The 23,007-nt window shown below is 52.8% G+C and carries 21 protein-coding genes and 1 tRNA gene; 13 read left to right on the plus strand and 9 right to left on the minus strand.

Going from position 1 to position 23,007, the window contains the following annotated elements; all coding sequences use genetic code 11:
* Positions 1-50: 50 nt before the first annotated feature.
* Both DYU11_RS14460 and DYU11_RS14465 read right to left on the minus strand, forming a co-directional pair.
* Positions 51-923 (minus strand): OmpA family protein, encoded by an 873-nt coding sequence (locus DYU11_RS14460; RefSeq protein ID WP_119668413.1) that lies wholly within the window; start codon positions 921-923, stop codon positions 51-53.
* Between the two features lie 225 nt (positions 924-1,148).
* Positions 1,149-2,549 carry an Nramp family divalent metal transporter gene (locus tag DYU11_RS14465; RefSeq protein WP_199736726.1) on the minus strand — a complete coding sequence of 467 codons (1,401 nt, stop codon included), beginning with the start codon at positions 2,547-2,549 and terminating at the stop codon, positions 1,149-1,151.
* A gap of 102 nt (positions 2,550-2,651) precedes the next feature.
* On the opposite strand from DYU11_RS14465, the gene DYU11_RS14470 reads away from it, so the two are divergent.
* The 5 genes from DYU11_RS14470 to DYU11_RS14490 all read left to right on the plus strand — a co-directional run bounded on the left by DYU11_RS14470 (position 2,652) and on the right by DYU11_RS14490 (position 7,756).
* Positions 2,652-3,776, plus strand: a complete 1,125-nt coding sequence (locus tag DYU11_RS14470; RefSeq protein ID WP_119668414.1) for a lactonase family protein — start codon at positions 2,652-2,654, stop codon at positions 3,774-3,776.
* 165 nt (positions 3,777-3,941) lie between these two features.
* Positions 3,942-4,133 (plus strand): cold-shock protein, encoded by a 192-nt coding sequence (locus DYU11_RS14475; RefSeq protein ID WP_009285389.1) that lies wholly within the window; start codon positions 3,942-3,944, stop codon positions 4,131-4,133.
* A 148-nt stretch (positions 4,134-4,281) separates the two neighbouring features.
* Positions 4,282-4,944 carry a hypothetical protein gene (locus DYU11_RS14480; RefSeq protein WP_119668415.1) on the plus strand — a complete coding sequence of 221 codons (663 nt, stop codon included), beginning with the start codon at positions 4,282-4,284 and terminating at the stop codon, positions 4,942-4,944.
* 88 nt (positions 4,945-5,032) lie between these two features.
* Entirely contained in the window at positions 5,033-6,148 is a 1,116-nt protein-coding gene (locus DYU11_RS14485) for a DmpA family aminopeptidase (protein WP_119668879.1), read from the plus strand.
* 141 nt (positions 6,149-6,289) lie between these two features.
* On the plus strand, positions 6,290-7,756 hold the full coding sequence (locus DYU11_RS14490) for a M48 family metalloprotease (RefSeq protein ID WP_119668416.1): 1,467 nt from the start codon (positions 6,290-6,292) through the stop codon (positions 7,754-7,756).
* 56 nt (positions 7,757-7,812) lie between these two features.
* Here DYU11_RS14490 and DYU11_RS14495 read toward each other — a convergent pair whose 3' ends face one another.
* Together DYU11_RS14495 and DYU11_RS14500 are read right to left on the minus strand one after the other, a co-directional pair.
* Entirely contained in the window at positions 7,813-8,310 is a 498-nt protein-coding gene (locus DYU11_RS14495) for a DUF6265 family protein (RefSeq protein WP_119668417.1), read from the minus strand.
* Positions 8,311-8,371: 61 nt separating this feature from the next.
* Entirely contained in the window at positions 8,372-9,736 is a 1,365-nt protein-coding gene (locus tag DYU11_RS14500; RefSeq protein WP_119668418.1) for a M28 family peptidase, read from the minus strand.
* 216 nt (positions 9,737-9,952) lie between these two features.
* Between DYU11_RS14500 and DYU11_RS14505 the strand changes: the two genes are divergently transcribed.
* From DYU11_RS14505 to DYU11_RS14515, 3 genes are all read left to right on the plus strand, one after another.
* A complete protein-coding gene (locus DYU11_RS14505; protein ID WP_119668419.1) occupies positions 9,953-10,927 on the plus strand; it encodes a YihY/virulence factor BrkB family protein in 975 nt (324 codons plus the stop codon).
* 103 nt (positions 10,928-11,030) lie between these two features.
* Positions 11,031-11,936, plus strand: a complete 906-nt coding sequence (locus DYU11_RS14510; protein ID WP_119668420.1) for a DnaJ C-terminal domain-containing protein — start codon at positions 11,031-11,033, stop codon at positions 11,934-11,936.
* Between the two features lie 12 nt (positions 11,937-11,948).
* Positions 11,949-12,236 carry a chaperone modulator CbpM gene (locus DYU11_RS14515; protein WP_119668421.1) on the plus strand — a complete coding sequence of 96 codons (288 nt, stop codon included), beginning with the start codon at positions 11,949-11,951 and terminating at the stop codon, positions 12,234-12,236.
* 38 nt (positions 12,237-12,274) lie between these two features.
* Here DYU11_RS14515 and DYU11_RS14520 read toward each other — a convergent pair whose 3' ends face one another.
* Both DYU11_RS14520 and DYU11_RS14525 read right to left on the minus strand, forming a co-directional pair.
* Positions 12,275-12,757: an SRPBCC family protein gene (locus DYU11_RS14520; protein ID WP_119668422.1), complete on the minus strand. Its 483-nt coding sequence runs from the start codon at positions 12,755-12,757 to the stop codon at positions 12,275-12,277.
* Positions 12,758-13,007: 250 nt separating this feature from the next.
* Complete coding sequence (locus DYU11_RS14525) at positions 13,008-14,174, minus strand: esterase (RefSeq protein ID WP_119668423.1); 1,167 nt, start codon at positions 14,172-14,174, stop codon at positions 13,008-13,010.
* Between the two features lie 148 nt (positions 14,175-14,322).
* On the opposite strand from DYU11_RS14525, the gene DYU11_RS14530 reads away from it, so the two are divergent.
* From DYU11_RS14530 to DYU11_RS14545, 4 genes are read left to right on the plus strand one after another with little or no spacing between them, the layout of a single operon-like run.
* Positions 14,323-14,934, plus strand: coding sequence for a sulfite oxidase-like oxidoreductase (locus tag DYU11_RS14530; RefSeq protein ID WP_119668424.1), 612 nt, complete (start codon positions 14,323-14,325; stop codon positions 14,932-14,934).
* A 17-nt stretch (positions 14,935-14,951) separates the two neighbouring features.
* Positions 14,952-15,692, plus strand: a complete 741-nt coding sequence (locus tag DYU11_RS14535) for a ferredoxin reductase (protein ID WP_119668425.1) — start codon at positions 14,952-14,954, stop codon at positions 15,690-15,692.
* Between the two features lie 13 nt (positions 15,693-15,705).
* On the plus strand, positions 15,706-15,999 hold the full coding sequence (locus tag DYU11_RS14540; RefSeq protein ID WP_119668426.1) for a DUF6510 family protein: 294 nt from the start codon (positions 15,706-15,708) through the stop codon (positions 15,997-15,999).
* Positions 16,000-16,016: 17 nt separating this feature from the next.
* Positions 16,017-16,487 carry a hypothetical protein gene (locus DYU11_RS14545; RefSeq protein ID WP_229365837.1) on the plus strand — a complete coding sequence of 157 codons (471 nt, stop codon included), beginning with the start codon at positions 16,017-16,019 and terminating at the stop codon, positions 16,485-16,487.
* Between the two features lie 96 nt (positions 16,488-16,583).
* Here the strand turns inward: DYU11_RS14545 and DYU11_RS14550 are convergent, their stop codons facing one another.
* Entirely contained in the window at positions 16,584-18,644 is a 2,061-nt protein-coding gene (locus DYU11_RS14550; protein WP_119668428.1) for an OPT family oligopeptide transporter, read from the minus strand.
* A 132-nt stretch (positions 18,645-18,776) separates the two neighbouring features.
* Between DYU11_RS14550 and DYU11_RS14555 the strand changes: the two genes are divergently transcribed.
* Positions 18,777-18,849, plus strand: a tRNA-Gly gene (locus DYU11_RS14555).
* Between the two features lie 182 nt (positions 18,850-19,031).
* Here the strand turns inward: DYU11_RS14555 and DYU11_RS14560 are convergent.
* Positions 19,032-20,921, minus strand: coding sequence for a beta strand repeat-containing protein (locus DYU11_RS14560; RefSeq protein ID WP_229365838.1), 1,890 nt, complete (start codon positions 20,919-20,921; stop codon positions 19,032-19,034).
* A 268-nt stretch (positions 20,922-21,189) separates the two neighbouring features.
* Complete coding sequence (locus DYU11_RS14565; RefSeq protein WP_119668429.1) at positions 21,190-22,803, minus strand: T9SS type A sorting domain-containing protein; 1,614 nt, start codon at positions 22,801-22,803, stop codon at positions 21,190-21,192.
* Positions 22,804-23,007 lie beyond the last annotated feature (204 nt).

Consider the following 23,007-nt stretch of genomic DNA (forward strand, 5'->3'; position numbering starts at 1 on the left):
GACCCGGGCGACTTCGCCCGGGTCATTTTATTTAGAACTGACGTAATGCCTTACTTGGCATCAGTAGCGGGACCTTCTTCGCCGGTTGAAACCAGATTGAAGAATTGATCAAGCTTCGGTGTCAGGATAATTTCCGTACGACGGTTTACCTGACGAGTTGATGCCGTAGCGTTGTCGGCTTTGGGCGCATATTCGCCACGACCACCAGCCGTCAGACGCGCTGGGCTGATACCAAATTTGGTTTGCAGCATCCGAACGACTGACGTTGCACGCAGAACGCTAAGATCCCAGTTGTCTTTGATGTACTGGGTTGAAATAGGTACGATGTCCGTATGGCCTTCAACCAGGATGTTCAGGTCTTTATGATCAGCGGCTACTTTGGCCACTTTACCCAGGACCGTTTCGGCGCGGGCGTTAATATCGTAGCTACCTGAACGGAACAGCATTTTGTCGGAGATTGATACGTAGACAACCCCACCGCGGACCTCAACCTGTACGTCCTCGTCGTTCACATCTTCCAGCGAACGTTTCAGGCTTCTGACAAGAACGAGGTTGATCGAATCTTTCTTCTGCATAGACGACGACATACCAGCAATCGTCTCCAGCGATTTTTTCATACTCTCGGCACCAGCCTTGCTCACAACAGAGAGGTCGGCCATGCGATCAAGCAGGTTCGTGTTATTCTTCTTCAGATAGTCCAACTGGTTCTGCAGGTCACCCAGTTGCTTATCCTTATTCTGGATATCGGTTTCCCGAGTAGCCAGTTGAGTCCGCAGATCAGCTGTACGCCGGTCACAATCATTCAACGAAGCCTGGGCTTTGTCGCGAGCTTCCTGAAGGGCTTTGATCTCGGCCAGACGTTTCTTACTGGCACAGGAAGATAGCAGGGATAGAATAGCGCAGGCAAACAGTAAACGCTTCATGGGCTTTGATTAACTTTAAAACAGTGCTGAACGAAAAGACGGCCAACTGACCGTCATTTATTAAGTATGTTGGGTTAATTTTTGGACAAAATTAATAAAAACACTGGTTTTATTATGTACTAATTTTTAAGGCTGATTCTTTATTTTGTGTAGTTCTCCTTTACGAAAACCTGATCATCAATTTGTCCGGTTGTCTAAAAGACTAGGTTTCGCCTGAGCGCAATCTCATAAAAGTTGGCTTATCCCGTAAGCGCTTACTCCCAGAATTGACAGCACGCTCAACCAGAACCAGGCATCGTACCAGCGGGAGGGCGTTAGCTCAGCCGGAAGCTGACGGTACCGGAATACGAACGCGGCCCAAACCACAACCAGTAAGAGCACAGACGTTGCCAGGCCGCCTAGTAAAATCATTAGAACCGGCAGTTTGATACCCAGAAATAGCAGGCACCAAATGGCCGGGAATACACAGGATAAAATGGATAACGTACGTTTCCGAATAGCCGGGTCATCAAAACGAACCCAGCCGAGCTGGCCAAATGCATCACCAAAAATGCGCGCCCAGCTGGCCGTGGCGGTGAACAGGGTTGAGTACAATACAAAGAAAGCACCAATCAGAAAAACGACCTTTGCCCCCGGCCCGAGCGTGGTGGTCATGAGCCGCGACAACGTTTCGACCATGGCATAGCCTTCAGGGATCCGGCCCTGTTCGTGTAGCAGCGATGCGCCAAGCAGATAAAAGGCGGCCGTTACGGTGGTGTAAACAACCATTGAAAACAGCGCGTCGACGGTCATGACCCGAATCCAGCCCCGTGCCCGTTCGGCCCAGGCGCTGGCTTCGCTTGCGGGTGAGGTCACGCGCGGTCCGGTATACGTAGCATAACCTTTTTCAATGCACCAGTAGTTGTAGTACATAATCTCATCGCCCCCAACCCCCGTGATACCAAAGGCTGCTAATGCTACTCCGACGGTAGCAGGAGGCAGGGAAAAGGTCAACCCGGTGCCGATATCTTCTCCGCTGATAGCGTAGGGCGTCCATTGCAGCAGCAGCAACGACAGCAGAATCAGCGCCGTAAACCCAATAATCATCAACAGGGTGCCTTTTTCGATCCAGCCGTAGTTGCCGCGGTAGATAAGCAGCGCTGTAACAAGAGCCGACAGGATAGCCCACCACGTGACGCTGAGCACAGGCAGTGCCATGTTGAGAACCAGCGCGACACCACCCACAATGCCGCCAACCTGCAAAAGCTTCAGGCCCTGTAGGCTCAGCCACACCCAGATGGTCCAGTGGGTAGTGCGAATCCGCCAGCCCGGCAGTTGATTCAGCGACTGCATGGTGGGCAGGCCCGTGTAAATCGCGTTTTTGCCAAATTCAATCTGGAGAGCTACTTTCACAAGGCAACTAACCAGAATTACCCAGAACGTGATAAAGCCTGCTTTGGCACCCAGCGCGGTAGTGGCAATTAGTTCACCAGACCCGACAATGGCCGCCGATAGGATAAAACCTGGCCCCAAATGGCGCAATCGGCCGATAAAGGTTGTCGGCGCGGGCCGTATGCGGGCCGTGGACAATACGTACGGATCGTACGATTCAGCAGCCGAGGGAGCGGGCGGGGTTGAAGCAGACATGGTTACCGGGGCGTTGTCGAAACCTACTATGTCGGCTGATGACAGTAGATTAGTGGGCTCATTTCGTTTATCGTCAAAGCAACATTGCTTTGTTTTCTCCTTATGAAATCGGTTCTCACTTCCATCCTGTGCCTGATTATGTTGAGTGCATTCGCTCAGTCGCCTAAAGAAATCCTGTACGTTGGCACCTATTCGGTGCGTGGCAGCGAAGGCATATACGTATTTGAATTTGATCGGTCTACCGGCGACTTGAAACAGATACAAACCGTATCAAACGATAAAAGTCCGTCGTTTCTAGCCATTCATCCGTCCGGGAATTATATGTATTCCGTCAACGAAGGGGCTGATAAGAACGGGGGGGTGAGCGCTTATGCCATCGAGCCTGGAACAGGCACGCTGAAACCACTGAACCAGCAATCGTCGAAGGGGCGCGGGCCTTGTCACGTCAGCATCGATCAAACCGGTAAGCTGGCGTTTGTTTCAAATTACGGGGGTGGTGTTTTCACCGTTCTGCCTATCAAGGCCGATGGAACCCTGGGCGAACCGAGTGAATCAATAGAATACACAGGAAGCGGCCCCAACCAGCAGCGACAGGAAAAACCGCATATTCATTCGGCCACTCTCTCGCCCGACAATCGCTTTGTGTATGTAGCTGACCTGGGCTCCGACAAAGTTTACATTTACGAAATCGATCCGGCAAACGGCAAGGTGAAACCAGCGTCGACGCCGTTTGCTTCCGTGAAGCCAGGGTCGGGACCGCGCCATCTGGCAATCCACCCGAATGGTCGTTACGTGTACGTTGTAGAAGAACTGACCTCCGCCGTAGCCAGTTTTAATCGCGATGCCAGAACGGGTGCATTAACGCTGCTTCAGGATAACGTAAAGACGCTGCCGGCCGACTTTAGTGGCAACAACACCAGCGCCGACATTCATACCGATCCCGCCGGTAAGTTTTTGTATCAGTCAAACCGGGGCTTCAATGCACTGGCTATGATGTCGATTGCTACAGATGGCAAAGTGACGCTGATCGGGCAGCAGCCAACGGGCGGCAAAACTCCTCGTAATTTTTTGATTGATCCGAAAGGGCAATACGTGCTGGCGGCTAATCAGGAAACAGATAATATCACCATTTTCCGCCTGGATTCTAAAACCGGAAAGCTGACCGATACGGGTAAATCCGTGCGTGTACCATCGCCTGTGTGTCTGAAACTTATGACGGTTCGGTAACTGACTTTGCGGGCATGTGATCGGCTACGTAGCGCATAAGCCCTTCACAAACAAGGTAAAGAGGCCGTTTACTAGACTTTTTACACCCTTTGACAATAAAAAATGGGAAGAAATAACTAATTCTCAGATAAAGGCGTTATCTTTAGAAGTTGTTAAAATATTACAATGCAAACAGGAACAGTTAAGTTTTTTAATGAGTCGAAAGGATTCGGCTTCATTAAGCCGGATGTCGCCGGTGATGACATTTTTGTCCACGCATCGGGACTCATTGACCAAATTCGTGAAAACGATAAGGTGAAATTCGAAGTTGAACGCGGCAAGAAAGGTTTGAATGCCGTCAACGTCGAAGTTGTTTAGATCGGAAGCCACTGAGGATTTAAGCTAACGTTAAGAACATGCCGCAAGGCATGTTTTTTCGTTTTCACAGGGTTCATACTCAATTTGATACGTCTTACAGCAAAGTTGCCTAACTTGACCTGACGTTTTATCCCGAAACAACTGTCCCATGAAAACGACCCTACTATCTGCCGGCCTTTGGTTAGCCGCTGGTCTGGCTTGCGCTTGTCAGGCCCAGACCAACGTATTGAATCGCGTTTCACAGGGTGATCCTACCAGCACCGCCGTAGCCAGTGCAACCGATACGACAGCGGCCAACGACTCTACGATTGCCATGCTGGATAAGGTTATTGCGTCGAACGGCGCGGGGAACAAAGCGGCTACGGTCGAAGCGCTCCAGACCAGTTCGGCGGCTCTCGAACAGGAAGCGGGTAAAAGCACTACCAGTTTCAAGGATAAATTAATGAGCCAGGCCGGAAATCTGAAAAAGCTCATACCGCTGGCTCAAACTGGTGCACTGGGTGGGAATGTTCTCCAAAAAGCGATTGGCCTGGCAAAAATGGCGTTTGCCGCGAATAAACTTCAGAGCCTGATGGGCGGGGGTGGAAGCCTGTTGTCGAATATTGGTGGACTGACGTCTAATCTTAATGTCCTGAAGGGCGCTTTGCCTTTGATTGGTGGCGGCTCGTCAAACACGGGAAACTCGCTGATCAGCGGGGCATTGGGTGGTTTGTCCAAGCTCAGGCAGGCGGGACCTGCTGCGTCGGCGGCTGAACCGGCGGTACGTGGGCAGCTCAACAATGTGCTGGGATTTGTGAAGGGTGTGCTTTAAACACGGGTACTTTTCGGATTTATGCCGTATCGGAACACGAAACAAGGCCGGCGTGTGTATGCTTTCGGGTTCCAGCGTATTTTTGGGCATGAAGACCGCCCTGCTCTTATATTCTCTACTCTGCTTGTCTCTAACTACATCAGTTGCGCAACCAAACAAACGACCCCGGGAATACGGTATTCGGTTTGGGGTAGTGCCTACAGGTCCACTAAACACCATCACCGACGTACCGAGTGTCCGGGTTGGGCAGGTGACGCTTCAGCAGGGAACAAGCGTTCGGACCGGCGTTACGGCCATTCTGCCGCATAAAGACAACATCTTCCAGCAGAAAGCGCCCGCAGCCATTTACATTGGAAACGGGTTCGGTAAGCTCACCGGCTACAGTCAGGTTGAGGAACTGGGCACGCTTGAAACACCCATCGTCCTCACCAATACGCTAAGTGTACCGACAGCCACCGATGCGCTGATCGACTATACATTGGCGCAGCCCGGTAATGGCCGCGTACGATCAGTCAATCCCGTAGTCGGCGAAACCAACGACGGCTTTCTGAATGATATTCGTGGGCGTCACGTCACTAAACAACACGTACTTCAGGCGCTTCAGCAAGCCAAAACCGGTCCGGTTGAGGAAGGAAACGTTGGGGCCGGCACCGGAACCGTATGCTTTGGCTTCAAAGGAGGGATTGGTACGTCGTCCCGAAAACTGCCCGCGTCATTAGGCGGGTATACTGTAGGGGTATTGGTGCAGACAAATTTCGGCGGGGTGTTACAGATTGCCGGCGTACCGGTTGGCGTCAGGCTCGGGGCGTATGACTTTAAGGAAAAGCTGGACGGCTCGTGTATGATCGTAGTGCTCACCGATGCACCGCTGGACGCGCGTAATCTCCGACGGCTCGCCAAACGGGCGTTTATGGGCCTAGCCCGTACGGGAGGTATTGCGTCCAACGGCAGCGGAGATTATGTCATTGCCGCATCGACCGCGTACCGCATTCCGCACGAAACGACCAGCCAGTTTGATGAAGTGAAACACCTGCGTAACGACAACATTTCTCCCCTTTTTATGGCGGCTATCGAAGCCACCGAAGAAGCGATTATTAATTCACTGTTTGCGGCCCAGACTCTCTCCGGCGATCAGGGGCACCGGGTCAGTGCTTTGCCGGTAGACCAGGTGCTTGACCTGCTCCGCAAAGCTGGTCAACTCTAAGGGATGACTCCTGTGCAGAATAAGTTGGTAAACAAAACGGACGGGCTAAGTAGTTTATCTCAATAACATCCGCGTTCTGATTACCTCCCCGGATACGTTAACTAATTAACCCTTTGGAGGTTAAGGGTTTTATAAGACACTATGCACAAGAATAATACCCTAACCCGACTCGTTCTGCTGATTGCCCTGGCAACGTTGACAACCTGTTCCCGCAATCCCGTTACGGGCAAGCGTGAGGTGATTCTCATGTCGAAAGAGCAGGAAATTGCCCTTGGTCAGGAGTCGCACCCGACGGTAGTTTCCAGCATGGGTTTGTATGAAGACAAACGCCTTCAGGATTTCATCAATGAAAAAGGAAAAGCGATGGCCCGCATTTCGCACCGTCCGGATCTGCCGTATCAGTTTTACATCGTCGATTCGCCGGTTGTAAATGCGTTTGCTGTGCCGGGTGGCTACGTTTATTTTACGCGTGGTATCATGGCGCATTTTAATAATGAAGCTGAATTTGCGGGGGTGCTCGGACACGAAATCGGCCATATTACGGCCCGGCATTCGGCCCGCCAGCAGAGTACACAACTGTTTGGTACGGCCGGGCTGATTCTGGGTTCGGTGCTGCTGGACAAAACCGGTCAACTGACCGAAGCTGCTGCACAGGGGCTCCAATTGGCCCTGCTCGGTTACAGCCGCGCTCATGAAACCGAATCCGATGGTATTGGCGTGGAGTACTCGAGCAAAATCGGATATGATGCCAAGCAGATGGCTGGTTTCTTCGGAACGATCAAACGTATTCAGGATAACTCAGGGCAGGCCATCCCGCAGTTTCAGTCGACCCACCCCGATCCGGGCAACCGCAACAAGCGGGTGTTGGAACTTGCGCAGCAGTATCAGACCAAAAATCCGGGAAATTACCAGGTCGATCGGGAGTCGTACCTGCGGATGATCGACGGCCTTGTTTTTGGCGAAGATCCAAAACAGGGGTTTGTTGAAAACGATGTGTTTTATCACCCCCAGCTCAAATTTCAGTTTCCTGTACCAAACGGCTGGCAGCACCAGAACTCACCAAGTCAGTTTCAGATGGCCGCAAAAGACGGTAAGTCGGCAATGATTCTGATGCTGGCAAAAGGCAATTCGCTCGACGAAGCCGCTCAAAACACGGTGCAGCAGTTTGGGCTGCGTGTGTTGGAAAACCAGCGGACGACTATAAACGGGAACCCGGCCTACGTGCTCATTTCGCAGCAGCAACCCCAGCAGGGGCAGCAACAGCAACAGACTACCCAAAATGCGTTGCAGATCGCTTCCTGGCTGATTCAGTACAACGGCAGCATTTATGCATTGCACGGACTGGCGGCTGTGCAGGGGTTCAATGGCCCGTTCCGGACGTTTCAGCAGGTGGCTGGTGGATTTCGTCAACTAACGGATTCTGACAAGCTGAACCGCCAGCCCGAACGCGTACGGGTGAAAAGCGCTCCCCGCGACGGTACGTTCCGCGAGGTCATGACGGCGCTGGGCATGCCTGCTAACCGTCTCGAAGAGCTGGGAACCCTAAACAGCCTGCGTGCTGATGACCGCGTCGCCCGCGGCACCCTGGTAAAGGTAGTAACGCGTTGACGGTAACCTCATCGGACCGCTGTGAACCAGGCTTCAGCGGTCCGATGAGGTGCTGATTACCGAACTCGGTAAAATACGAACAGGTCGTTGAACGTCCAGTTACCGTCTTTAGGCTGGCCGCGCCGGATAACGAGTTGGTCGGGACCGCGCTGCTCGTAGATGATCCGGATTGACGCATCCTCCTTTTCAAACAGGGCCTGGTCCGGTTTCGCTTCAATGAATTTATAGCGATCAGACTTGTCTTTCTCTTCGACGCCAATCAGACCGGGTTTGAAGTGCTTCACCATCGCTACTGGGCCTGCGGGGGTCTGCTCAAACGCAAACAATTCGTAAAGCGTCACTTTTTCGTCTTTCATCATGCGAATGAAGCCCACGATGTTATCACCGGCGGGAGCGGTCCAGTCTGCTTCAATCGGGCCGCCGTTGTACGTTCCCAGCCAGTGACCGGCCAGAAACTTGATGTCGTTGAGCGTACCGGTTTTCGGCTGGCTTTGCCCGAAAGCGGCAGCAGCGAAAACGGAGCAAAGAATGAAAAGGCTTACACGGGTTTTCATGAATTTGTTAAGTTGTACTTCAGGAAGTTAAAAAAAGTGGCCTATACTTACCGCATTTCGGCTACAATCCATACTGATCGACCAGGTAAACAATGGCCGCCATAGAAGCCGCGCCCAAGTCGAGCTCCCGTTTGTTGACGGCTTCAAACCGGTCAATGGCCGTGTGATGGTAATCAAAGTAGCGTTGCGAATCAGGCTTAAAGCCAAACAGGACCGTGCCTGACTGCGCCAGTGGCCCTATGTCAGCACCACCACCACCGGGCCCGATCTCATGAAGGCCGTATGGAGCCAGCAGGTTTTTCCACTGCGCAACTTTGGCCTTCTGCTCAGATGTACCGACCACACCAAAGCCGCGGGGCGTGAAGCCTCCGTTGTCAGATTCAACGGCCGCGATATGTTTCTCGTTGTTCTTTTTGGCGTAGTCTGCGTAGCCAATGCCACCCCGCAGGCCGTTCTCTTCATTCATGAACATTACTGCCCGGATGGTTCGTTTGGGCCGGATGCCGAGGGCTTTCATCATCCGCAGTACCTCGATGGATTGAACGCAGCCTGCTCCATCGTCGTGGGCACCCTCTGCCAGGTCCCACGAGTCGAGATGGCCACCAACAACGATAATTTCGTCTGGTTTTTCGGAGCCTTTGATTTCGCCCACTACGTTGTAGGATTTCGCGTCGGGCAGGCTCTGGCAGTTTTGTTTGAAATAGAACGTCAGGTTCGGGTCTTCCCTGAGCAGGCGGCTGAGTGCGTCGGCCCCGTTGGTACTGATGGCAGCCGTCGGAATGAGCGGCACACCAACGCCGTAGCGCATGCCACCCGTGTGCGGGTTATCATCCTGGGCGGTGGTCATCGAGCGGACGATAGCGCCTACAGCCCCAAGTTTGGCCGCAAACGTAGCGCCGTTGGCCCGCTGATCGACGGCTCCGCCGTATGCTTCGAACGTGTTGAGTTTGGTTGGGTCCATCGGGCGGTTGTAAAACACAATTTTGCCCTTAATCTTGTCCGCGCCCAAAGCTTCCAGTTCCTTAAAGTTTTTTACCTCAACTACGCCCGCTTCGATGCCTTTGGGTGGCGTGGCGACTGAGCCTCCCAGCGCAGCGATGGGCACGGTCAGTTTCCGCTTGCCCGTCCGGATGTAGGCTTCTTCCCGGGGTCCGCGCTCCCAGTGCGGCACCATCACTTCCTGCAGAAAAACCCGGTCGAATCCTTCTTTTTCCATTGTTTGTCTGGCCCAGTCAACGGCTTTCTGCGCCCCGGTTGAACCGCTGAGCCGCGGGCCGACCTGCTTGGTGATCTGCCGCAGCCACTCGTAGGATTTGCCGTTTGTAAGCGTCTCGCTGAACAGCCTGCGAATGGCGGCCGAGTCCGGCGACTGAGCCAATAAGGTGGTGGATAGTAAGGCCAAACCAAAGGAAAACGTAATCTTCATACTGTATCAGGTCGTTTTGGTCATCATAAATTCCGCTTAATTTATACAGTATGCCTGACATAGTCAGAAAGTTGTAAAACTATTGACCGCATAATTGAAATTTTCAACGGATTAAACAGCACATAGGTAACCATAGTTGAAGACAGGACATCTATGGCCCGGAAAACCAAGTAGTAATGTCCGGGCGGTATCGTCATTCACTTATCGTTGAACGTTATGGCAACTCAATCCATTAGTCACTTTTTTTCCAGCCTTTGGATACTGCTGAAGGACTCTTACAATGGGTTTATGAATGACCGTTGTCTGAAGCTAAGCGCAGCCCTGGCGTATTATACCGTGTTTTCGCTGGCTCCCCTGCTGGTTCTGGTGATGTCGCTGATTAGTATTTTTCTGGGCGAAGACGCGATTCAGGGACAGATTTTCTCGCAGATCAACGGCCTGGTGGGCAACCAGGCAGCCAAACAGATCCAGGATATGATCAAGGCCGTGGAGCTGTCGGGCAAAACCAATACGGCACTGGGCATTGGTATCGTTACCCTCCTGATCGGTGCTACATCGATCTTTGTCGAAATTCAGGACTCGGTTAATCTCATCTGGCGAGTAAAGGCAAAACCGAAACGGGGCTGGCTCAAGCTGCTCAAAGACCGGCTGCTGTCTTCATCGCTGGTTATTAGTCTTGGGTTTCTGCTGCTGGTGTCGCTGATCGTCAACGGGCTTGTGCTGGCGCTAGGTGATTTCATGACGCGGTACGTTCCGCAAATTGGCGTATTGCTGATCAGCGCTTTCAACTTTCTGGTCAGTACGGCGGTCATAACCGTTCTCTTTGGAATCATTTTCAAAGTGTTGCCCGACGCCAAAATTGCCTGGAAGGATGTACGGTGGGGGGCTTTCTTTACGGCTCTGTTGTTTATGCTGGGCCGCTACCTGATCGGGCTGTATGTTGAAACCACAACCACCAGTTCGGCTTACGGAGCCGCCGGTTCGCTGATTGTTATTCTGGTCTGGATCTATTACACAGCCGCCATTCTGTATTTCGGTGCCGAGTTTACGCAGGCTTATGCCAACCACTTTGGGGTGAAGATCGAACCTGCCGATTACGCTGTGTACGTCGAACAGGTTGAGCGCGAACGGGACGTTGCGGTTATTCCGACCGAGCACAAAATTGAGGGCGCGCGAAATAAAGAACGGTAAGGGAGGTGAATTTTGTTTACACAACGGATTGTTTGTCAGGGGGCAACCCTTGGCAAACGACCATTGAAACCGGCAGAAAACCTGAATTTACCAACTTCCTCGTATGGACTTTATCGATTACTACAGCGTCCTGGGCGTACCGAACGATGCGTCGGAGGATGACATAAAGAAAGCGTATCGGAAACTGGCCCGGAAGCATCACCCGGATCTGCACCCGAACGATCCGGAGGCTCATAAAAAATTTCAGCAGATCAACGAAGCTAATGAAGTGCTGAGCGACCCGGACAAGCGTAAAAAATACGATCAGTACGGCAAAGACTGGCAACACGCCGATCAGTTTGAAGAAGCCAGACGGCAGCAGCAGCAACGACGGTCGTACGCCCAGGGCACCACCGGCGATTTTGATTTTTCGGAGGGCTTTGGTGGATCCGATTTCTCGGACTTCTTTTCGTCGCTGTTTGGGCAGGAGGCTGGGGCAGGGCGTGGTCAGCGCCAAACCCGGTACCGCGGGCCCGACTATGAAGCTGAACTGCACCTGAGCCTGCGGGATGCATACACTACCCATAAGCAAACGCTGACCGTTCGTGGTAAAACCATCCGCATTACGGTGCTGGCCGGTGTGGAAAACGGGCAGAAGATCAAACTGACCGGCTACGGTGGCCCCGGTGTAAGCGGTGGTCCGGACGGTGACCTGTACATTACGTTCGTCATTGCCGACGATCCGCGCTATAAACGTAAAGGGGATGATCTGTTCGTAGACGAAGAAATTGATCTTTACATGGCGGTACTGGGTGGCGAAAAAATCATTGAAACGCTCGACGGGAAAGTCAGGGTAACCGTACCGGCCGGCACGCAGAACGGAACGAAAATACGGTTAAAGGGCAAGGGGTTTCCGGTCTATAAACAGGAAGGAACCTTTGGCGATCTGTACGTGCAATGGCAGGTAAAACTGCCGACGAATCTGACAGAAGAGCAGAAAGAATTATTCCGAAAACTAGCCGCCCTCTAACCAGTAATTCGTATGGAGACTTTAGTATCGGTCAATGAATTTTGCGTCTACCACCACGTCGAAGTCAGCTTTATTTATTTGCTGGAGCAACGTGGATTGATACAGACCACCCTGATTGATCAGGCCGTGTACGTTCATCCCGAACACGTAGCCCGGCTGGAGAAACTGGTTAGACTGCACCAGGACCTGTCCATTCATTCGGATGATCTTGATATTGTGATCAACCTGCTCGATCAGCTGGAACACCTGCAGCATCAGGTTGTTCAACTGCAAAACCGGCTGGCTTTCTATGAGCACTGAACAACCACGGCCAGCCGTTACGGCTGGCCATCGCTGCTTTACGCCATGGCCAGCTCCATAACAGCCACCTGCTCATGGCCTGTCTCGTTCCGGCTTTCCAGCAATTGCTTCAACGTACCTACATCCTCTCTGATCAGGCGGGTGAACAAGTCGGCCGTTTGTGCAGGCAGAAGCCCATACGTACCGGTCGGCTCAAGAGTAAGCTCATACGTAAAATAGGTGTGGTTGCCCACCGGTTCGAACAGCCGCTGCCCCCACATGGGCATTGTCGCTCTGGTCGACCGGAAGGTTACCCGGGCATCAGCCTCTACCGTTTCAATTACGCCCTGCATGGTAAACCGGTTGCCCAGGTACGTGACGGTTTCCTGAATTAGCATGTTTGCAACCGGCGGGCCAGACACAATCGGCCAGCGGGCGCTCAGACCAGTGCGCCATAATGAGTCGTTGTCGGCGCAGCCTGCAAAGGCAAATACTTCGCCGACAGGGCGTTCGATGATTTCGGATACGTGAATGCTGATCATGTTGATGGTAGTTTTTGTGGTTAAAGTGTTTGTTGTTTTATGATATTGATGCAGAGGAGGTTAAACAAATTGTATGGTAAAGGTAAGGTGCCCTCCGACGGAGCCCGAGCCCAAAACCATCGAACCGGAAAAGTCAGCCGCTGAACCGTAATTAAATGGGAGTCAACGAGCCGCCCCGAAGTTGTTACCAACAAAAAACCTGACCGGTCGACCGGTCAGGTTTTTTGCAAAGCCCTTGGCAGAAAGGTGCTTACTGAAACAGAAGCGGGGCGTATTCATTAAGATACTGCCGCCAGTTGATCCAGGTATGTCCGCCGTCGGTTTCCTTGTATTGGTACTTGATCTTGTGCTGGTCGAACAGGGCCATGGTTTGTTTACAGGATTCCAGCAGGAAATCATCCTTTCCGATCTGAAACAGAAACAGCTTGTTGTTTTTACTGAACGCCGGATCCTGCAGCGTTTTGGCGTATCGGGTACCGGCTTCGTTAGCTGTGCCGCCGAAGAAGCCCGAACTGAACACGCCAACGTAGCTGAACAGTTCGGGATGCAGCAGGGCTACGTTCAGGGTCTGGATGCCGCCCATCGACAAGCCGGCCAGGGCTCGTTTGTCACGACCGGCCAGCGTACGGTAATGCTTTTCTACATAAGGCATCACATCATTAACCAGCTCATTCGCAAACATCTCCTGCATTTGCGGAAGCCGCTGCGCAAAATCGGCCATGCTGGAAGATGGCGGCATCGGCATACTGCCGTTGGGCATCACCACGACCATGGGCCTGGCCTTACCGGCCGCGATCAGATTGTCCAGAATGAAACCGGCCCGGCCAATGGTATTCCAGCCCGAATCATCATCGCCCCCGCCGTGGAGCAGGTAAAACACCGGATACCTGGTTTTGCCCTGCTCGTAGCCGGGCGGGGTGTAGACGTGCATCCGGCGGGGCATAGCCAGCGACTTGGACTGGTACCAGACCTGGCGTACTTCGCCGTGCGGCACCGGCTGAATTTCCTCGAAGGTGGTTTCACTGCCTGTTACGGCCATCATGTTTTCGAGGCTGCTGATGCCCTGTTTGATGACCGGATTTTTAGGGTCCATCGTACGCACGCCATCGACCGTCAGGGTGTAGCTGTAGTAATCCGGTTTGAGCGGCCCTATAACTACCGACCAGACGCCCTGGTCGTTTCTGGTCAGATTGAGTGGTTTGCCTCCGCCCAGAAAATCGCCCGAAACGATCACCTCGCTGGCTTTGGGCGCGAAGATGCGGATGGCCACCCGATTGTTGGCCAGTACCTGTGGTGACGTGAGTGTGTCATTTGGGGTTGGCTGCCGCTGAGGTGTTTGAGCCATAAGTTGTCGGCCAGCCAGCAGAATGATGATAAGCAGCACCTTCGTAAAGCGCTCCCAAAGTTTAAATGACATAAGGCTGAAGGGTTAAGAGTTTTTGTTAAAAAGCAGGGCGTTTCGGATTATACCCATTCTCAGACTGTGGGACACTTTGACGTATATTTTGTTATACTTGCTAAGGTAAACACCTGTGTTTTAGTCTCCACCATGCAGCAACCTCCTTATGGCTTTCTTCAACAAAGGATTTGGGCGTAAACGCGATCAGACAGCCAGTGACCGGATTCCGCCCGGCCAGTACGAAACCCGCGATTTTCCTGTGCTGACCGCCGGTCCAACGCCCCGTATTCCACTCACAACCTGGTCATTCACGCTGGAAGGACTGGTTGAATCGCCGGTACGGTGGAACTGGGATGAGTTTAACGCCCTGCCGCATCAGTCGTTCACGAACGATATTCACTGCGTAACGAAGTGGTCGAAGCTCGACACCCATTGGGAAGGCGTCAGCATTGATACGTTGCTCGAACACGTTACGGTAAAGCCTGAAGCTCGCTTCGTGATGGCCTATTCGTATGGCGATTACACGACGAACATGCCCCTCGACGACCTGCGCAATGGTAAGGCTTTTATCGGATTCCGCTTTGAAGGGTTGCCGCTGGCTCCCGAACACGGTGGGCCCGCCCGGCTGGTGGTGCCGCACCTGTATTTCTGGAAAAGCGCCAAATGGATAAAAGGGCTGCGGTTTATGGAGCATGACCAACCCGGTTTCTGGGAACGGGGCGGGTACAGTATGTACGGCGATCCCTGGCAGGAACAACGGTATCGTAGCGATGATTAAGCCACCCACCGGAGCCTATGGAGCGAATTCAGTGGCAGCTTGCACGAGTAAAGTCCATCGTGCAGGAAACGCCCCGTGTCAAAACGTTTACGTTAGCCTTACCACACTGGACACCTCACCTGCCCGGTCAGCACTACGATCTGCGATTAACCGCGGAAGATGGTTATCAGGCACAGCGCAGTTATTCGATTGCGTCTCCCCCCGAACAAACGGGCGAAATCGACCTGACTGTCGAACTGATTGACGATGGCGAGGTGTCAGCGTATTTACACGAAGGAATTACGGTAGGTGATCAGCTGGAGGTCAGGGGGCCAATCGGTGGGTATTTTGTCTGGCGCGACGCTATGAAACATGAGCCGCTGCTGCTGGTGGCCGGTGGCTCAGGGGTTGTTCCGCTCATAGCTATGCTTCGGCACCGGACAAAAATTGGGGCCACGAATCCAACCCGGCTGCTTTTCAGCGTGCGATCGGTCGAAGAGGCCATTTACCGGACCGAACTGGAGGAGATGGCGAAGCAGGACGCGCAGTTTGAACTGCTGCTGACGTACACCCGCGAGGCCCCGGCCGGCTGGACCGGCTACCATCGCCGGATTGACCGGACAATTCTGACGGACGTACTGAACCGGTTTGCAACCCAGCCGTTTTCGTTTATTTGTGGGCCGACGTTGTTGGTGGAGCAGGTAGCCAACACGCTGGCTGAACTGGGCTTGCCTGCCGACACGATTCGAACCGAACGATTTGGACCAACCGGTACGTAAAACCAATCTGGCCATGAACCCGGAAACCGATACGATTAACGAAGCGCTCCGATTGGATGGCAATGCCGTTGCCGGTGATCTGCAAATGCTTATGGGGTTCGACGTTACGCTGCTACAGGCACAGTGCCGCCACTGCCGGAAGGATGGCGTGTTTGCGTCGTTAATAGCTTATGTCAGAGGGCCGGGGATCGTGCTGCGCTGCCCAACCTGCGAAGGACTGGTCCTGCAGATCGTGAAGACTCCTACGTCTGTTATCGTGAATCTGGAAGGAATGGCCCGTAGCGAAATCGATCTGACAAACAGGTAAACTACGTTCTATCGATCATGAAACCGATGCGATTTTTTGTGATTTTTCTACCGCTGCTGGCGTTCGGCTGCCGCAGTGGATCGTCTGAAACGGAACGAAAAACAGCGGCTGTGACTGATTCCGTCATGGATGCCGTTTCGCCGGCTACGAGCAGCAGGCAATGCTACAGGCAGGTAGTTGGGCGGGATACCACAATGCTTACGCTCACAACGGGGGATTCCATCGTTACCGGCGAACTGACCGTGCTGCCCTATCAGAAGGACCAGGCCCGCGGTCCCATCCGGGGAACACTGGCGAATAACCAGATCACGGCGCAATGGCAGCGAACGGGAGAGGGCGTAACGCAGCCGTACGAGGTTGTCTTCACGATGAAAGGTGATTCTGTCGTCTGGCGCGAAGGCGAGCGGGTTGAGAAACAGGGCGTCTGGGTGTTGAAAAACCCGGCGCAGAGCTACGAGTACGTACTGGCAAAAACCGATTGTCAGTAAGTCATTCCTGTTCAGAGGGAATTGATGCGCAACTGATACCGGTAGTCTGAAGCCGGCTCAACCAGGTTTACAAAGCCTGGTTGAGCCGGCTTTAGACTAGTTAGGTTTAGAGGCTACTCGCCCTAAAACAACGGCCAATCCTGCAAAAGCCAACGCACCCAGCAGCATATAGCCCCCTTCGCCCAGTGCGCCCGCCAGCGCCGGTTCGAGCGTTAAACTCGACAGAGCGTTATAGATAGAATCATTAACAGAAAGCAAAGCTACGAGTACCCCAGCCAACGCACCACCGGCTACGAGACCCGTAGCAAACAGATTGCCGCGTCCAAGGTCGGCGTCTTCTTCGACGATGTTCCGCCGTTTGGCATTCCAGTCGGTAAAGGCTTTCACACACCCCCCAATGAAAATTGGCAGCGTTGTCGACAACGGGAGATACAGACCAACCGCAAACGCCAGCGCACTTACGCCCACCAATTCAAACACAAACGCCAGAAAGGCTCCTACCAGCACAAACTGCCAGTCGAGGTTAAACGACAGCAGCCCTTTAATAAGCGTAGCCATGAGGGTACCCTGCGGAGCCGGAAACTTATCGCTGCCGATGGCATGCGTAATGCCCTGAGCCAGTAAGTCAGGTGTTGGTGTATCCAGAATTTTGACCGTTGCACCAATCACCAGCGATGAGACAATAACCCCCACAAACAGGGCCATCTGCTGGTATTTAGGCGTAGCGCCAACCAGATAACCGGTCTTCAGATCCTGCGACGTAGCACCGGCCGTAGCAGCCGCCACGCAAATCATACTGCCCACTACCAGAACGGCCGGTTCAAACGCTTTTCCGGTCAATCCAAAGCCGATGAACACCAGGGCCGTTCCCATAATGGTGGCGATGGTCATACCCGACACGGGCGACGAACTTGACCCGATCAGGCCGACAATCCGGCTGGCTACCGTCACGAAGAAAAAGCCAAAGACAATGACCAGAATACCCAGCAGCAGCTTGGTCAGCAACGTATCGCCCGGTACCTGCGGCAGGATAACCATCAAACCAACCAGAATCAGGCTGCCAAACACCACAACCCGAATGGATAAATCCTGTTCGGTTCGACGAACGGCGCTGCTCTCGGCGCTTAAATCGACGCTACTCCGGGTAAAACTCTGCCGGAACGACGATATAATCGTTGGGATCGTTTTCAACAGCGTCATGAATCCGCCCGCCGTTACGGCACCGGCACCTATCTGCCGGATGTAGGCCCGGTAAATGGCCGCGGCCGTATCGCCGAACGTTTTAGTCTCCGGGTTCCAGCCGCCCGGGCCGCCAGCTACGTTAACATCGGCCAGATAACCGAGCTTCTGAAGCTGAGCCGCGATAATCTCGCCCGGTACCAGCGAGGCCAACAGCGGAATCAGGCCAAGCCAGGCCAGGATTCCGCCACCGACGAGTACCGCCGAAATCCTGAATCCGATGATGTAGCCGACGCCCAGGTACTCAGGCGTAATTTCGCCCGCTACCTGCGCCGATGGGAAAAAGCGATTGGCCTGTTTCGTGGCCCAGACGGGCACTTCGGCAATGATGTGCAGCACTTTCTGCAACACAGCGTAGAGGAGGGCTACACCAAGCCCCTGGTAGGCTGTTTTGGCAAAGTTACCGCCCCGCTCTCCGGCCATCAATACCGATGCACAGGCCGTACCTTCGGGGTAGGGCAGGGTGCCGTGTTCCTGCACAATCAGCGACCGGCGCAGCGGGATCATCATCAGGGTGCCCACCAGTCCGCCCAGAATGGCAAGCGTCAGAATGGTCCAGTAGTTGAAGAAGTCGGCACCGACACTCTGGCCATTTTCACCAGCGGTCAGAAACAGAAAACCGGGCATCGTAAAAACAACCCCGGATGCAATGGATTCGCCGGCTGATCCTGTTGTTTGAATGATATTATTTTCGAGAATCGTAGTGTTCAGGAACCGCCGGCCGAGCGATATGGCCAATACGGCAATGGGAATGGAAGCTGACACCGAGAGTCCGGCTTTGAGCGATAGATAGACGGTAGCAGCGCCAAAGAGTATGCCGAAAACAGCACCGGTGATAATCGCCTTGAGCGTAAATTCAGCCGGCGATTCGGTCGCGGGAACAAAGGGTTTGAGGTCAGGTACGGATTTGGTTTCCATGTAAGCGGAGAATTTCAGTGAAATAATAACGCTTTTCCGGCAAACCCTTCCCGGAACAATTGAATTTATTCAACAGCCCTGGTCAATCCCTTGACTTTTATGCAGACAGTGCGATATTTGTGTACATAAGAAGCGGAAGTAGCTCAGTTGGTAGAGCGGCAGCTTCCCAAGCTGCAGGTCGCGAGTTCGAGACTCGTCTTCCGCTCTGATTGAAATCCTTATAAAACAGCCACTTGCATGCAACTGCAAGTGGCTGTTTTATTCAATGTTGTATCAATTACCAATTAATATCGCTGTCGAGTAAGCTTTGTGTCGTTGAAGAATGGAAGAACTTTCTTTAAAGAGCCCGTCTTTGACGAACGGGTTTTCTTGTGTTAAAGCTGATCCTTATTTGCGTTGAAGAAGCTGATTAACTAATCTCTTTAACTCATTAATCTCGGCTTGCTGCTGTTGGTTGGCTTTTTCGAGTTGAATCGAATACAGAGTTAGTTCTTCGACCTTTTCCAGTAGCTTGGCATCCATCTTGCCTACATCTACGCCCTGCCTGACTACTTCTTCAGCCGAAGGGATGCCCGGCAGATGCTGATGAGCCTTGATGTAGTGCTCTACTTCAGTTAATGACTTTAACGGGTAGGTAGGCGCAAAAACTTTGTCTGACCAGTCGGTTGTGTTCTTTATAGCCACTTTCACCTTCTCTGTCAAAATTCCATCGGCCACATACAAGCGGTAGCCGGACGGTGTTTTGGTCACGTTCGAGCCAATAATGACGGCGTTGTCGTCTATGTTGGTTAGATAGCGGCCATTACGCTGCCATAGACTCTCACTAGCGGCCTCCCGGGCGCTGCTGTTGGTGCTGGCTAGGATGACGTTACCTGAACCGTCTACAGTCAGAAACTTGGTCTGGTTCAGCGCACTAGCTGGCGAACCACTAGTCAGGTTTTGCAAACGCAGCCCCGAGGTGTTGGCAGTCGCAGAAACCACATGCAGCTTCGTAGAAGGGGCGGTAGTACCAATGCCTATGTTGGCCCCATCGCCTAACACCAAGGCATTGGATATGCTCACTTTGGCGTTGTTACCGATAGCTGTAGCGTTGCTTAGGCCGTTGGCAGCGGCATCAGCCCGGAAACCGATGAAGGTATTGTTGATGCCCGCTACGTTACTGCGACCCGATTCAAAGCCGATAGCCAGGTTATTAGAACCATTGACGTTAGCGCCGTTACCAGCGTTGGCGCCGATGTAGATGTTGAAGCCTCCAGTGATGTTGCCGCCCCCGGCGTTATCGCCCAGGAAGTAATTGCCCGAACCACTGGTATTGGCGGCCCCTGAGTTAGTTCCAAAAAAGTAGTTTGATGAGCCGGTGACGTTGTTCTGACCCGCCTGTACGCCTATGAACGAGTTGAACTGACCACTGGTGTTATTCAAGCCAGCATTGCTACCGACGAAGGTATTAGCACTTGCCGTGTTTTTGAAGCCGGCCTGATTGCCAATGAAGGTATTTTGGGAGGTTGTAGTGTTTGCCCAACCAGCGTACCACCCTAAAAAAGTATTGCTGGTTCCACTTGTGTTATTATTTCCAGCGCTGTATCCGAAGAAGGAATTATTGCTTGCATTGTTGTTAACGCCTGCCAGAGAGCCGAAGAATGAATTTTGAGCGCCCGTAGTATTGTTCGTGCCCGCAGCACGTCCTACAAACGTATTTTCCGGGCCGGTTGTATTTCGGTTGCCGGCAAATACGCCCAGGAATGTGTTGTACTCACCGGTAGTGTTATACACTCCAGATTCATAGCCAAAAAAGCTGTTATAGCTTCCAGTTGTATTGAATCCTCCGGAATTAGCACCAAAAAACGCATTTAACGAGCCGCTTCTGTTTTCTTGCCCTGCCCCTATCCCAAAAAATGCGTTGTTATTGCCGGTTGTGTTAAAAGTTCCCGCTGATCGGCCAAAAAATGAGTTGTTACCTCCGCTCGTATTGGCGTTGCCGGCAAATGTGCCCACAAAGACGTTATCAGCCCCTGTGCTGTTTGCTGTACCAGCCCCGAATCCGACAAATGTATTGTACGTAGCCGTCGTTGCTCCAGCTCCTGCACTTTTTCCGACAAATACGTTACCGGCGCCAGTTTGTGCATCACTCCCGGCTTGTACACCAACGAGAACGTTGTCTGAACCAGGAGTTGGCTGACTGGTTCGAATAACAGTATTGTTCTGTGCTTGGGCTGTGTAACCAGCCAAAAGTAACGCAGCAAACCAAAGGTTAGGTTTAATAAACGTGTTGATCATATATTGAAACTAGTATAGTTAAATCATGTGAACTCAAGCGAGTTACATTAATTGTGGTTATTTATTCACCCAGTAGATAAATAAGCAGAAAATAAAGAATCAGGACATAGATGAGATAGTAACTGGCTGACTTTTGCAACCGACTTCATAGCGAAAGTGACAGTCAAAGCGATTAAGAAAAAAGCCCGACGCAGTGCGTCGGGCCGTTGGTAAGTAATGTCGGTGGGAGGAAATCTGAGATCGCTCGTATGGTAGAATGCCACCCGATTCACTGTTTCAGGAAGCGCCCTCCGTACTGGCGGGACGTCGTGCCAACCCGCAACAGGTAGAGCCCCTTGCCCAGATGCCCGACCGGCAGCCGCAGCTCGCTTACCGGAGTTCCGGCCGCATGGCGGCTGATCACCCGGCCATTGTTGTCCACAATGCTCAACTCGGCAATCGGCTCCTCGTTGCTCAACCGCACCACCAGCTGATCCGTGACCGGCGAAGGGTACGCCCGAACCAGCACCAGCTCCGATGCCCCGGCGGCTAGCGCTTCGCTTGTGACGCCCTGACGAGCTCCTGACGCACCACCCTCGTAGGCGCCGATGTCGTAGACACCACCCTGCGGACGCCCTCTGTCGTCCAGATCCGCCACCACCCCGTAGCGGCTCGTGTTCTGGCCCGTGTTGAGCAAAGGCGAACCACTGACTACCCTCAGGTCTCCGATTGAAGCATTCACAAACTTAGCTTCATTGGCACTGGCTGCGGTGTAGTTGTTGAGAGCCGTGAAGCGCACCTTGTTGTTGAGCGTCGAGAGGTAGCGGTTGCCGGCTACCTGCACAACCGCGTTGTTGAGCAGCGTTGTCGTCTGGGTTTCGTTGTAAAGCTTGACGCCTTCCTCACCCGTTGCAAAAATCGTGTTGTTGACCAGCGCTATCTCGACGTTAGCCAGCGTTCCTTTACGTTCATCAACGAAGACTCCGTTCGCGACGGTTTCGGCAATGACGTTGTTGTAAATCCTGTTAGGCCCCAGATGCCCTACGATGATCAAGCCGATGCCCTTGGCCTTGCGAATGGTGTTGTTGTAGAAGTTACCACTGACCCCGCCCCCGATCTGCACACCGTTGTCCTGATAGGGATCAAAGGGGTCGATACCCGAGTTGAAGACCGAGTTGTGGTGCACCTGCGATTCGGGCGCACAGGCGTACTGGATGCCCTCGCAGCCGGTGTTGACCGTGCGGTTGTAGCTGATCTCAAGGCCATAGATGTTGTGAGGCAGCAGCTTCACGCTGGCGCCGTTGCAGGTGCGGCTCTGGCCTTCGTTCCAGAACGAGTTGCCGATGTAGAGGCCTTCGCCTTTGACGTCATGGACGTAGTTGTGATGGACCTTGACATTGTACATGGCAAAGTTGGCCCGTTGGGTGGAAACGTCGCAGGTGGGGTCGGTCTTGATCATGATGCCCGCAAAGCCAGCGTTGGAGACCTCCACATGGTCCACCTCACAATCGGAACTCATGCCGGTGATGTTGAGGCCGGAGATGCCGCTGCCGGTTCTGGAGATGTGAATGCCGTACTCGAGTCCGGCCACGCCGGTTCCGGTGATCTGGAAGTAGCGGCTGCCCTGGATGGCGATGCCGGTGGTTGAACCGGTTGGATAGTTGATCTCCACCAGGCCGCCACAGTTGACGAATTTGATGGGGTTAGCTGGCGTACCAACGAAGTTGTTCAGCCGCAGGAAGTCGTAGCGGCCGGCCTGGATGCAGACGGTAGCACCGGGGCCGATCTTGAGGGTTTTACCATCGTAGGAACCGGTTTTGGTGATGGTGTAGGTACAGTTACAGGTTTGAGCGATTGAAAACTGTACCCAAAGCGTAAAAAGGAGAGTTAAGTAAATTTTCATCACATATAGGAGATTTAAATGGAGCTTAATTTTAATATATGAAAACTGAAATGTTATAATATAGTTAAAAATTTAATAAAAAATCTGCTTTTAGTAAATAATATATTTAATACGGTAACTAAATTATTCACTGGGGCGGCTGTTGGTTGATCAAGTATCAGAAAGGAGTAAGATCAGGCAGTGGTGACAACCAAGTGATCAGTA

It is taken from the genome of Fibrisoma montanum, from assembly GCF_003583365.1.
Lineage (GTDB): Bacteria > Bacteroidota > Bacteroidia > Cytophagales > Spirosomataceae > Fibrisoma > Fibrisoma montanum.